This window comes from Patescibacteria group bacterium (assembly GCA_034659915.1).
Classification (GTDB): domain Bacteria; phylum Patescibacteriota; class WWE3; order JAUXAW01; family JAYEID01; genus JAYEID01.
Genome location: JAYEID010000004.1, coordinates 45,175 through 56,701 on the forward strand (window position 1 = coordinate 45,175; position 11,527 = coordinate 56,701).

Genomic DNA, 11,527 nt, shown 5'->3' on the forward strand with positions numbered 1-11,527 from the left:
TATTTTTTTGATAGAACCTTAGCGAACTTTAGTGAGCTTAGGAACTATCAACCCCACACCGAACCGAAGGTTCTGGTGCTGGGGTGATTGTGGTTATTTTCTAAAAATTAGCCAGTGGGTTTTTTTGAAACTTTGCGGATGGACAAGGATATAGTTTCCTTTTAATTTTTCTCCCTTTAATTTGAAATCATAAAGATTTTTTTCCCGGTTATGTAGTTCAAATTTTCCGCCATCCCAGAGTTCAACTGTTCCCGCACCGTATTCTCCTTTGGGTATTTTGCCCTCGAAGCTAAGGTAATCAATGGGGTGGTCTTCGGTTTCAATGGCAAGCCTTTTGATCCCTTTCTTTTCCGGCACACCTTTGGGTACGGCCCAACTTTTGAGGACCACGTCTCCGCTAGAAACATTTTCGGTTAACTCTAACCGAAAATCATAATGAAGATTAGAGGCGTCGTGCTTTTGTACTACGAAGCGATGTTTGCTTTCCTTTCCTCCTTTCCCCTCAGGTTCACTTGTCTTTTCAAATTTTCTTTTTTCTTTGTATTTTTCTAAGCTCACAAATACATTCTAGCAGAAAACGAAAAAGCACTGCATGCGCAACATTTTTAAGGTCCCCCGGTGGGGTCCAAGTTGCGGCACACAATGCCTTGGGTGCTGGGATCCGAGTCTTGTTATGCTACTCTACGCGGCCGAGGCCAAAAGTTGCCATGGCCTCGGTGAGCGTTGTGCGGAATGCGCGTTCCGTTTCGGCGAGTTTCCACCATACTCGTACCCATTCGAAAAGGGTACGTAGAAGCTGCAGTGCTCGACTTGGTGGCCCTCTAAGAGGATATTCATGAGATTTGTGCTGCCTGTCACCCACTCATTCTTGAAAGGCATCATTCTGAGATCCGCGAAGGTGAAGATAGGGCGCGGATACGGAAGTTGAGGACGGCCTCGCCCAACAGCCTCCGTGTGCCCTTCTTTTTCGCGGCGGTCTTGAATTAGCTCGAAAACCGTTTCGGAGATAACGGCGATGACACCGTTGTTGCTCCATGCGTAGAACTTAGCCATTTTGTCCCTCCTTTAAAGGCCTCGGCCAGTTATTAGTTTCGGGTCCCCGAAAGGGTCCCGTGAAATGTACCTCGCATCCCCAGCGGTCTGATAGCAATGGGCTTGCTAGCAAAGCGCTGGGCGGCAAAGTTTTTATTAAAGAACCTGTAGAAAGGCTTAAAATAGAGGGCTTCGAGGCAAACTCTCTTGCTTTTTTACGATGTGTATACTATACCGAAAAACAAGCCAAATAGCAACCTATAAGATATAAATATTATGTCTGTATTTTATATCTTATTCTTGTTGTTTTGACTTTTTAGAGGTTTATTTAGTTTAACATTCTGGGTTCTTTAATGTTCTTTTCGAGGCTTTCTTTTAACAATAGGGCAATTGAACAATGAATGGATTTCATCTTTTTTCCAAATTGTCAATCTAGGGCTTCTATGCTAATCTGAACCTGTTATGGATGACCGTATAAAAAAGATTTTGCTTGGACTGGGACCTACAGTTATTATCACGCTCGGGTTTGTTGGGTGGCGTTATTTTACAGGAAGAAGAGTGGAGCCCAATGCAGCTTTGAGTATTAATTTGGATGGTTCTTCTCAAGATGTATGGGTAGATGGTGAACTGCGCGGTAAAACCCCTTTTTATTCAGATACCCTGCGCCCCGGGGAATCTACAGTTCGAGTTGCAAGTTGGTCAGCGCGGTTGAATTTTACTCCTTCTACTCTTACTGCTGTTAATTTGGATTTAGGGCAATTTACTAAGGAGGAAATATTTTGGCTTGAAAAAAGTGACGAAGCCAAGATTTCTGTAATTTCTGAGCCAGGTGGAGCTGAGATTAAAATGGGAGGAAAAAACATGGGTACCACACCGCTTTTTTCACCTGTTCAGCCAGGCCCTTATGATTTGGAAGTTGTAAAGGATGGTTATGAATTATCCAATTTAAAGGTGCATGTGCAGCCTGGTTACAAATTGAATGCCTGGTTTAAGCTTAGACCAAGTATAATTCCTTATGAGGCGGAGCAGATTGATCCCACAGAGTGGGGTTGGGAAGGCAAGGGTGATTTAGTAACACTCTTGGATTATTCGGTTCCTGACCCCAGCTTTTTTGCTTCCACAAAGAGCTGGATATCGGCTTTGCAAGACCGGTGGGGGGATAATTCTTTGGAGGAGACTCCAACTTACTTTCTTGATCAGTCAGGTGTAGTTTATAATGAAAGAGGTGAAGAAGTGGAAGAGAAAGAGGGTGGTGAGGGAAGGCTAGTATTAGCTTATCTTGGGGATAGTGATGAGGATGTACCGCAAGCTGCCCGGGAAGGTCTAGTTTCATTTTTAGAAAAGTCTTTCCCTGCCCAAAGTAGTCCTAAGGTTAGGGTTCTTCCTACTGGAGTTGGATTCTTGCGAGTGCGTTCAGGTTCTGGTACTTCTTACAATGAAATAACTAAGGTTAGCCCTGGTGATATATATCCTATGCTTGGTACCCAAGGTGGTTGGCATCGCATCCTTTTAGATGACGGTCGCGAGGGGTGGGTATCGGGAGATTATGTGGAGGAAATAGTAGAATAGGTTTTGGAAAACAACTTTCTGCGCTATTATTTTATTGGAACTGAGATTTGTGGAAAGTGGGGACATATACCCAAAGAGGTAATGAGATCAAAGCTGCTTTGCCACAAGACTTTTTGGGTTTAGAATAAAGTAGGATGCAAATGAAGCTCGTTGCTGGATAATGACTTTGTTTACTTCTGTATAAGTTTGTTTTTGTTTGTTAGACTAAATTTATGATGCTAAGAAAACCTGCCCAGCTTTTTTTATGTTTAACAGTATTGATAATCTTCTGTGGCATGCGTCTATTTGTTACTCCAGCTTCGGCTGCAAGTGCTACTTTAGAGCTGATTCCTGGTGAAAGCACACTCTCTTTCGGCGATACCCTTGATGTTGATATAGTTGTGGATTCGGGAGAAGCACTTATTAGTGGTGTAGATGTAGTTATTGATTTTGATCCAGATAAGTTTGATATTTCTATGAATGTTGATGATAGTGCCTTTTCCACATTTATGCCAACTACTGGGCGAATTGATAATACTACGGGGGAGATTAACTTTTCTGCTTATACTGAGGCTGAAGAAACTGTTAGTGGTGAGGCAATTGTTGGTACCTTGGAACTTACACCGTTGGTAGATTCAGGAGAAGAGGGGCTGATTTTTGATTTTACTTTAGGTGAGACAGAAGATTGCAATGTAATTGAAGCAGAAAGTGTGGATGACATATTGAACTCCGTGACTAATGGTGTTTATACTTTTGAGGCAGGGGCGACTACGACAGAAACAACTACTACAGAGGATAGTACAGAAGAGGATGTGGACCAGCTTCCCGAAACTACAGATACGCCAGAGACAGGTGAGGGTGAATTATCCGTGTTCTTTTTCCTTCTAGGATGTAGCCTTCTCTTTTCGGGGTTGTTGTTGGTTTTTTAGAGTTCGTTTTTTAGATTTTCGGGGATTTCGAGGAGAAATCTGGAGATACTACCACTTCGTTCGCCCCCAAAGTATAATCTCCTTTTTGCGTATGTTAGGTGTAATTCCCTCTTAGCTCTAGTCATTCCTACATAAAACAGACGGCGCTCCTCTTCTAGCTGGTGCAAATCCAGTAGTGACCGCGAGTGTGGTAACAAACCTTCTTCTAATCCAGTAATAAATACTACTGGGAACTCCAAACCCTTGGCTGAGTGTAGAGTCATTAAAATAGTAATAGGATAGTTGCCTGCTGTGTTGCTTGGTTGGGACAAATTAAGTCCGTTTGGTGTTTGGTCATTTTCAACAAGAGAAACATTCTCCAAAAATTTTTTTAGGCTATTAAATTCTGAGGCAACAGCACGAAGCTCTTTTACATTTTCAACTCTACCTTCGTTTTCATCTCCTCTATCCCTGATCCAATCAAGGTATTTTGTTTTTCCTAGGATAATATTTATTATTTGTTGTGGCTCTAAGCGATCCTTGTTTTGGATCAACTCTTGCAACGAAAACTCAAAGTGCTTATCCGCGTCTTTTATTTTCCAACCCTTTCTAGCTAATTCTTCTTGAGTTTTTTCTCCAACCCTTCTTGGTGGTACATTAATAATCCTTTTTAGACTTAGTGTGTCTTGTGGGTTTTCCACTAGTCTGAGATAGGAAAGGATGTCTTTGATTTCCCGCCGTTCATAGAATTTTGTGCCCCCAAATAACCGATAAGGTAAACCTCTTCGAATAAAAGCTTCTTCAAAAGCACGGGATTGTGCGTTTGTTCTGAACAAAACTGCGCATTGGTAGCGAGTGGGCATCTTTTCAATCTTGCGAGCGACGTAGCGAGCTTCATCTTTTTCATCCCACGCTTGGTAAACAAAAAGGTCTTGCCCTTGCTCGTTTTCTGTTTGCAAATTGATATTGATATGGGTTTTGTTGTGTTCTATAACCTTCTTGGCTGCTTCAATAATTTTTTGCGTTGAGCGGTAGTTTTTTTCAAGGTGAAAGATAGTAGCGTTTGGCCAGTCTTTCTCAAAATTTAGGATATTTTTAAAATTAGCACCTCTCCAGCCGTAGATAGCTTGAGAAACATCCCCAACTACACAAAGGTTATTATTGCCCTTTGCGAGTGAGTGGATAAAGGTGTACTGCGCTTGGTTAGTATCTTGGTATTCGTCGACCAAGAAGTATTTAAATTTCCCTTGCCATTTTTCAAGTATTTCTGGGCAGGTGTTAAGAAGTTGAACAGTTTTTAAAATCAAATCGCCAAAATCTAGAGCTTTATTCTTTCCCAAAACCTTCTGGTATTTTGGATAAATTTTTGCTATTTGTTCTTGGAAGTACCCGTAGGCGTAGTTTTTGTATTGAGCAGCAGTTACTAATTCATTCTTTGCGCTTGAGATTTTGCTAAGTACAGTTCCAGGTTGAAATTCCTTAGGAGAGAGTTTTAGCTCTTGGATAACTTCTTTTATAACTTTTTCTGAGTCGTAGGTATCGTAAATGACATAATTTTTTGGAATTCCGATTTTTGGTCCTTCGATTCTTAAAATTCTGGCACAAGTAGCGTGGAAAGTTCCAATCCAAGAAACATTTTTGTTGTGTTGTTTAATCAGCTTTCGTACTCGCTCCTTCATCTCGTTAGCAGCCTTATTTGTAAAAGTAACTGCAAGTATTTCCGAAGGAAGAGCTTTTTCTTGTTCAATTAGGTAGGCAACTTTGTGAGTTAGACAGCGGGTTTTGCCAGACCCTGGTCCCGCAATAATTAGGATGGGTCCTTCTGTCTTTTCCACGGCAGTTCTTTGCTGATTATTAAGGTCTTGAAGAATTTCTGACACAGCTGTATAATGTTAGCACAATCGTTTATAGTTTTATCTATTTTTAATTCTCAATGACAAAACTAGCCATTAACGGATTTGGAAGAATAGGCCGCGCAGCTTTTGCTGCTGCTATTGGTTTGTTTGGATCTGGAAATCGACGGAGAAAATCGAAGCGGTTTAATGCAGATGATTTTGAAGTGGTTGCAGTAAATGATTTGGGCAATAAGAAGCAATTAGTTAATCTCTTAAAGTACGATAGTGTTTATGGTGTGTTTGGTTCTGAAGTATCTCTTTCGGAAGATAGTAATTATCTAATTGTTGATGGAAAGAAAGTGCGTTTTTGCTCTGAAAAGAGTCCCGCAGACTTACCTTGGGAAGAGCTAGGTGTGGATGTAGTTCTGGAATGTACAGGTGTTTTTGCTGATTTTGAAGAGGCTGCTATGCATATTGATGCAGGAGCGAAAAAAGTGATTATTTCAACTAATGCAAAGGGTGATGGTCCTACAGTAGTTCTTGGTACAGATTCGGCAAATAATTTGGGGGCTTTGGCAAAAGAGTACAATGTTTTTTCAAACGCTTCTTGCACTACTAATTGTATTTCTCCAATTATGCAGATTTTGGAAGATTCATTTGGAGTAGAGAAAGCCTTGATGACAACAGAGCATGCTTATACCTCTACACAAAATTTGGTGGACGGACCGCATCGTAAAGATCCGCGACGGGCTCGTGCTGCGGGTGTAAATTCCATCCCGACTACAACAGGTTCGGCAAAAGCAACCGGCAAAGTTGTACCCAAGTTGAATGGTAAGTTTGACGGAATTGCAATTCGTGTACCTGTTCCCTGTGGATCAATTTCCGATGTTGTTGCTGTTGTGAAAAAAAGCGTAAGTGTGGATGAGATTAACAGTGCTTTTAAGGAGGCCGTGGATTTGGATGAGTATAAGGGAATTATTGATTATTCGGAGGCCCCTCTTGTTTCCACAGATATTATTGGTGACCCCCACTCGGCCGTTTTTGATGCGCCTTTTACTCGTGTTGTTGGGGGTGATTTGGTAAAAATTTTGGCCTGGTATGATAACGAGTGGGCATACGCAAACCGGTTGGTGGAAGTTGCCCAACTGGTTATGAATGATTTGGGTTAGAGCTTCATGAGTAGAAAAATCCTAAATCCTAATATCTAAATCTTAAACAAATTCGAATTACCAAAGGACAACTGACCAAAACCTTAAGACTCTTATTTTGAACATTAGGACATTTGAAACTTTGTGCTTGTCTAGAATTTAGGATTTAGTGCTTAGAATTTTAGTGTTTAGAACTTTTCGAAAGTGGGTGACTTATATATGTTTGATTTAACAGGAAAGTCGGCAATTATAACTGGTGCCCGGCGTGGCATTGGTAAGGGTATTGCTCTTGCTTTGGCTCAAGCTGGTGCCGATGTTCTGGTTTCTGACATTGATTTAGAAGATTGCAAAAAAGCTTGTCAAGAGATAGAGGAGAAAACAGGGCAACAAGCGATCCCTTTTCTTTGTGATGTGACAAATAAAGAGGAAGTAGAGGGTATGGTAGCGATGGCGGTAGATGAGTTCGGGAGGTTGGATATTTTGGTAAACAATGCTGGTATTTCTCAGTTTAAGGACTTTTTTGAAATGACAGAAGAGGAGTGGGATAAAGTTATTGAGGTTAACTTGAAAGGCCAGTTTCTTTGTGCTCAGGTAGCTGCGAGAGAAATGGCAAAAAACGGGTGGGGTAGAGTTATAAACGTTGCGTCTATTGCATCGGGGCAAGTTGGCGTAGGCTTTCCGCAAGTGGCTCATTATACAGCTTCTAAAGGTGGTGTTACGGGCTTAACTGAGACTTTAGCTTTAGAGCTTGGGCCCAAGGGCATTCGGGTAAATGCTATTGGTCCTGGAATTATTGAGACAGAGATGACTAGTGATATGCTTTCTGATGAAGAACAAAGAAGGAATATTTTAGCCAGAACCCCCATAGGTCGTATTGGTAGGCCGAGCGATATTGGCGCAGCTGCTGTTTATCTTGCTTCAGATGAGGCAGATTTTGTTAATGGTATTGTCCTTTTTGTTGATGGAGGCTGGCTCGCTGGGTGAGACCAACGCTAATAAACGCAAATTGGAGGCGAATTTACGCTAAGTTTATGGAAGGATGTATTTTTTGTAAAATTGTAAAGGGCGAAGTCCCTTCTCATAAAGTTTATGAGGACGATGAATTTATGGCGTTTTTGGATGCTAACCCCAAATCGGCAGGTCATACGCTGGTGATTCCGAAAGAACATTATGAGGATATATTTGATATTCCGGAGGATGTGCTGAGTGGTTTAATGGTAAGGGTTAAAAAAGTAGCCGAAATGATTGGCGGTAGTGATCTGAACCTCGATGGTCTTTGGCTGCGCCAGTCGAACGGGGAGGCTGCGGGGCAGGTTGTTTTCCATTTTCACATGCACATTATTCCTGCTTATGAGGCAAAATCTGAGTTTGATGAGACGGATTTGGAGAAGATTGCGAGGAAGATTAGTTGATAAGCATCAATCCGCCAGCTGGCGGGCCAAGTTCCAGATTTTTGGGATTTGTGATTTGTTTAATTTATGTCTAAGGAAGTTACAGCGGACATTTTAAAGGAAATTTACCCTGACCGCTCTCCCCACGCGCATAAGTATGACTTTGGGCATTTGTTGGTGGTAGGGGGTTCTTTTTTATATTCAGGGTCTCCAGCTTTTAATGCTTTAGCAGCTTACCACGCGGGAGTAGATTTGGTTACGGTAGTAGCGCCAGAGAGGGCTGCTGATATAGTTGCGGGATTTTCTCCTGATCTTATTACTTACCCTGTAGATACTAAATATTTTACACCTAAGCACCTTACCTTAGTTGAAGATCTTACAGAAAATAAAGATGCGGTGGTAATTGGTGGGGGTATGGGAAGGAATTTGGAAACACTGGAATTTGTTCGGCGCTTTCTAATGCGAACAGAGATGCCAGTAGTGGTTGATGCTGATGCAATTTATGCTGCGCAAGATGATGAGGGTATTCAAGAATGGGCAGAAGCGGAGATGTTTGAGGAAAAGGATTTTATTGTTACACCTCATGCTTATGAGTTTTATGTTTTAACCGGTCAGAAACTTCCCGAGGCGGGCCCGAAGCGGCTGGAGTTGGTAGAGCACGGTGCTAGAGCAATTGAGTGTGTTATTTTGCAAAAAGGAAATCCGGATATTATATCTAATGGTGTAGAAACTATGGTTAATAATACAGGAAATCCTTACATGTCGGTGGGGGGAACGGGAGACACTCTCGCTGGTCTTTGCGGAGCCTATTTAGCCTTGGGGTTAGATCCGTTTACAGCAGCTTCTGCAGCTGCTTTTGTGAACGGGCGTGCAGGTGATTTGGCTGCAGATGTTTTGGGACCTTCGTTTTTGGCAACAGATCTTCTTGCTTACATTCCTCAGGTGTTAAAAGAGACTAGTTAGATCTTTTTCACCCCGTCCTTTGGAATGGCTTCTATTTGTCATTTAAATTTAAAATTTATAATTTAAGATTGATAATTGTTTTACTTAACTGTTTTTTGTTACGAGTTCCGGTTTTTTTATTTCCTTGTTGCTTTTTAAGAATCCAAAAACCCCTAGACAACTTGCTGTTGTCTAAGTTATATTTAAAGTGAAGTTAAAACTTATAGGAGTAATGAAGAAGAAAAAAACCCTGCTCATAATTGGAATTGTTTTTCTGACCTTGGCTTTGGCTGGAATTGTTTTGGGGCTGAAGTTTTTCCGAAGTCCTGATTCAAAAGCATCTCCAGAAAACAGGCCCCAAAATATTCGCCTTGATGAAGTAACTGCTACTAGTGCTACTATTAGTTGGACTACAGAAACACCTGCTTATGGATTTGTTTCGTATGGAAAAACCATGAGTTTGGGGAACACAGTTCAAGCGGATCAGAGAGCAGCTGTTCATACTGTTACTATTCCTAACCTATCTCCGCAAACAACATATTATTATAAAATTGGGGTAGGAGAAGAAATTTATGATAACGATGGTGTTCCTTACAGCTTCACAACTCCAAAAGAAAGTGGAACACAAGATCCTTTAGAAGCAAGCGATGGTGCCGACCTTGAGGAACCGCTCCCAACCGAAGAACAGTTGGAGCGGGAGACAACAAGTTCAGCAGATATCGAGGAGGAGGAAGAAAGCGAGCCAGCAGAGCAGATAGAACTTAGCGAACAAGTAATAAGGGATGCAATAGGAACAGATGATCCCCGTTATGATTTAAATGGTGACGGTATTGTAAATGCTATAGATGTATTGTTATATAGGAACCAGACCCAGTAATCTGCTGATATGAATTCAGTTGAAGCTAAAAAAGGATTTAAAACATTTTTACTTATGGTTACCGGAGTGCTTACTTTAGCTGGGGCATATAAAGGTATTCCAGCAGGCTATAAGCATTTTATTGAGGCTCAGAAGGAAACAGTGGAGATAAAAAACCTTAGAATTGAAAGCCTTACTCCCACAGCTGTAACGTTGAGTTGGGAGACTGAGGAGGAGGAGGGTGTTGGATTTGTCCAATACGGTACAGCTCCTACGCAGCTAGAGCGTACTGCTCCCGAAACCTCACCGCTAGTAAAGCACAGAATAACAATCGAAGGACTAAAACCCCAGACTACTTATTATTATAAGGTTGGGATGGATGGGAAGCTAGTAAGTGATGAGGCTTTGCAAGTGACTACTCCTGCTCAATAGTTGGTTTATTCAGCTAAAGTTTGTTCATCTACCAAAGAGGCATAGGCGAGAAGCCTTCTTAGTCTTGTTCCCGGAGGAACACAAGTCATAAGTACTAGTTGAGCTGGTGCTGATTCAGACACAGACTCGTAGGGATTTACTTCTTCTGGTGCTTGGGTTTTGAATCCTGTGACTTTGTAAACCCACTGTTTCCCTGGGTATTCAATATATATATAATCCCCTTGCTCTAGTTCAGGTAGTGTGGAAAAGATTGTTCGATAGTTATCGGAATCAAAAAGCCAGGGAAATGTTGAGTGTCCGTAAATAAATATACTACCTCCTTTCTCTCCTGGCAGGGCAGATCCTAGCAAGTGACCCAGAAATTTTTGAGGGTTTTGTTCTGTGCTGTCTTTTCGAACTCTTGCTTTTTTTATTTCCAATTTTGGTATTGAAAGATAAAAAGTAGGGGGGACTTCTTGGCGAGTAATACTATTCTTATCTTCTTTACTGCTGGTTTCCCATTGTCTTTGGGAAGCACCGAGAACATGAAATGGTTTTACAGGTCTGATCATGAAAGCTTCTTGGGAAGGGAATGAGAAGTAGGGTAAGACTACTTGGCTGGAGATTAAGAAGGATCCTGAGAAAATTAGAAATAAAGGAAGAATTTGATCCCAGAAAACCCCCTTTCTAGAGGATGGTGATTGGGGTTTATAATCTTTTACATAGCGGTAGGGTTCAAATTTCATGGGCTATTTTAAAAACGCGTCAACTAAAAGATCCAGTACTAGACGTTCATCCTTTCCTGTTTTCATTTTCAAGTCAGCTTCCATAACTTTTTCAAAAAGGTTGATCAATTCGGGTTGGGAAAAATCCTGAGCAATTTTTTTGTTCTTCTTATACACATAAGGGTGGAATCCGGGGTTATCCGATGCGGATTTAATACTAATAAGGGTACGCAACTCCCAGGCAATTAGTTGGACAAGTTTAAGGGGGTGCTCACCTTGCGCTCGCAGTTTTGCTAGTTCTAGATAAGCACTTGTTGCGCTTCTTTTTCCTAGGGCATCTAGAAATTCGAAAGGTTTGTCTTCTTTTTTTTGAAAGCAGTGCACCCTGCCCAATTTTTTGAACTCCTTAAGTATCTTGCTATTTGCATGTAGGAGTTCGCCTATCCAGATGATCACATTGGTGTGAGGGGGGATATTTTGTAAATAAGAAAGATTGTCAGGTTTTTTTAGTGGTTCTAAGTTTTTGGAAGACTCTAATTCTACAACTACCAAGGATTTTTTGGAGAAGAGACCGCGTGCTTCGCAAGCTTCTTTGAATTTTGGAAAAGAAAATTGATCATCTTCCAAGCGGATGAGAGCTTCAGATCCTAGGTTATTAATTAGTTCGGTAAGCTTTTCCCTGCTTTCTTTTAGGTTGTTACCGTGGAGGATGTAAATCATTAGGGTAGGAA

Annotated in this window: 12 protein-coding genes; 8 read left to right on the forward strand and 4 right to left on the reverse strand. The window is 41.3% G+C overall.

The features are described 5' to 3' along the window. Positions 1–93 precede the first annotated feature (93 nt). Positions 94–558, reverse strand: a complete 465-nt coding sequence (locus U9M98_00700) for a DNA polymerase ligase N-terminal domain-containing protein (GenBank protein MEA2020237.1) — start codon at positions 556–558, stop codon at positions 94–96. Between the two features lie 936 nt (positions 559–1,494). On the opposite strand from U9M98_00700, the gene U9M98_00705 reads away from it, so the two are divergent. Beyond that, positions 1,495–2,601: a PEGA domain-containing protein gene (locus U9M98_00705; GenBank protein MEA2020238.1), complete on the forward strand. Its 1,107-nt coding sequence runs from the start codon at positions 1,495–1,497 to the stop codon at positions 2,599–2,601. A 212-nt stretch (positions 2,602–2,813) separates the two neighbouring features. Then, complete coding sequence (locus tag U9M98_00710; GenBank protein MEA2020239.1) at positions 2,814–3,509, forward strand: cohesin domain-containing protein; 696 nt, start codon at positions 2,814–2,816, stop codon at positions 3,507–3,509. Here U9M98_00710 and U9M98_00715 read toward each other — a convergent pair. Beyond that, the gene (locus U9M98_00715; GenBank protein ID MEA2020240.1) at positions 3,506–5,368 is read right to left on the reverse strand and encodes a UvrD-helicase domain-containing protein; all 1,863 of its coding nucleotides are present in this window, start codon (positions 5,366–5,368) and stop codon (positions 3,506–3,508) included. The two genes, U9M98_00710 and U9M98_00715, sit on opposite strands and share 4 nt — an antisense overlap. 53 nt (positions 5,369–5,421) lie before the next feature. Between U9M98_00715 and gap the strand changes: the two genes are divergently transcribed. The 6 genes from gap to U9M98_00745 all read left to right on the forward strand — a co-directional run bounded on the left by gap (position 5,422) and on the right by U9M98_00745 (position 10,092). Further along, the gene (gene gap / locus U9M98_00720) at positions 5,422–6,492 is read left to right on the forward strand and encodes a type I glyceraldehyde-3-phosphate dehydrogenase (protein ID MEA2020241.1); all 1,071 of its coding nucleotides are present in this window, start codon (positions 5,422–5,424) and stop codon (positions 6,490–6,492) included. 183 nt (positions 6,493–6,675) lie between these two features. Beyond that, entirely contained in the window at positions 6,676–7,455 is a 780-nt protein-coding gene (locus tag U9M98_00725) for a 3-oxoacyl-ACP reductase family protein (GenBank protein MEA2020242.1), read from the forward strand. A 47-nt stretch (positions 7,456–7,502) separates the two neighbouring features. Then, positions 7,503–7,883: an HIT family protein gene (locus U9M98_00730; protein ID MEA2020243.1), complete on the forward strand. Its 381-nt coding sequence runs from the start codon at positions 7,503–7,505 to the stop codon at positions 7,881–7,883. A gap of 66 nt (positions 7,884–7,949) precedes the next feature. Then, positions 7,950–8,825 (forward strand): NAD(P)H-hydrate dehydratase, encoded by an 876-nt coding sequence (locus tag U9M98_00735; GenBank protein ID MEA2020244.1) that lies wholly within the window; start codon positions 7,950–7,952, stop codon positions 8,823–8,825. 211 nt (positions 8,826–9,036) lie between these two features. Further along, positions 9,037–9,681 carry a fibronectin type III domain-containing protein gene (locus tag U9M98_00740; GenBank protein ID MEA2020245.1) on the forward strand — a complete coding sequence of 215 codons (645 nt, stop codon included), beginning with the start codon at positions 9,037–9,039 and terminating at the stop codon, positions 9,679–9,681. 9 nt (positions 9,682–9,690) lie between these two features. Beyond that, positions 9,691–10,092: a fibronectin type III domain-containing protein gene (locus tag U9M98_00745; protein ID MEA2020246.1), complete on the forward strand. Its 402-nt coding sequence runs from the start codon at positions 9,691–9,693 to the stop codon at positions 10,090–10,092. Positions 10,093–10,097: 5 nt separating this feature from the next. On the opposite strand, the gene U9M98_00750 is transcribed toward U9M98_00745, so the two are convergent. Continuing rightward, the gene (locus tag U9M98_00750) at positions 10,098–10,817 is read right to left on the reverse strand and encodes a sortase (protein MEA2020247.1); all 720 of its coding nucleotides are present in this window, start codon (positions 10,815–10,817) and stop codon (positions 10,098–10,100) included. A 3-nt stretch (positions 10,818–10,820) separates the two neighbouring features. Then, entirely contained in the window at positions 10,821–11,516 is a 696-nt protein-coding gene (locus U9M98_00755) for a hypothetical protein (GenBank protein MEA2020248.1), read from the reverse strand. Positions 11,517–11,527: the final 11 nt, after the last annotated feature.

Excerpts from the sequence above, each read along its gene's own strand:
- U9M98_00730 (MEA2020243.1), top strand. The coding sequence starts at position 7,503 with ATGGAAGGATGTATTTTTTGTAAAATTGTAAAGGGCGAAGTCCCTTCT.
- U9M98_00755 (MEA2020248.1), bottom strand. The coding sequence starts at position 11,516 with ATGATTTACATCCTCCACGGTAACAACCTAAAAGAAAGCAGGGAAAAG.
- U9M98_00740 (MEA2020245.1), top strand. The coding sequence starts at position 9,037 with ATGAAGAAGAAAAAAACCCTGCTCATAATTGGAATTGTTTTTCTGACC.
- U9M98_00705 (MEA2020238.1), top strand. The coding sequence starts at position 1,495 with ATGGATGACCGTATAAAAAAGATTTTGCTTGGACTGGGACCTACAGTT.
- U9M98_00745 (MEA2020246.1), top strand. The coding sequence starts at position 9,691 with ATGAATTCAGTTGAAGCTAAAAAAGGATTTAAAACATTTTTACTTATG.
- U9M98_00710 (MEA2020239.1), top strand. The coding sequence starts at position 2,814 with ATGATGCTAAGAAAACCTGCCCAGCTTTTTTTATGTTTAACAGTATTG.
- U9M98_00750 (MEA2020247.1), bottom strand. The coding sequence starts at position 10,817 with ATGAAATTTGAACCCTACCGCTATGTAAAAGATTATAAACCCCAATCA.
- gap (MEA2020241.1), top strand. The coding sequence starts at position 5,422 with ATGACAAAACTAGCCATTAACGGATTTGGAAGAATAGGCCGCGCAGCT.
- U9M98_00735 (MEA2020244.1), top strand. The coding sequence starts at position 7,950 with ATGTCTAAGGAAGTTACAGCGGACATTTTAAAGGAAATTTACCCTGAC.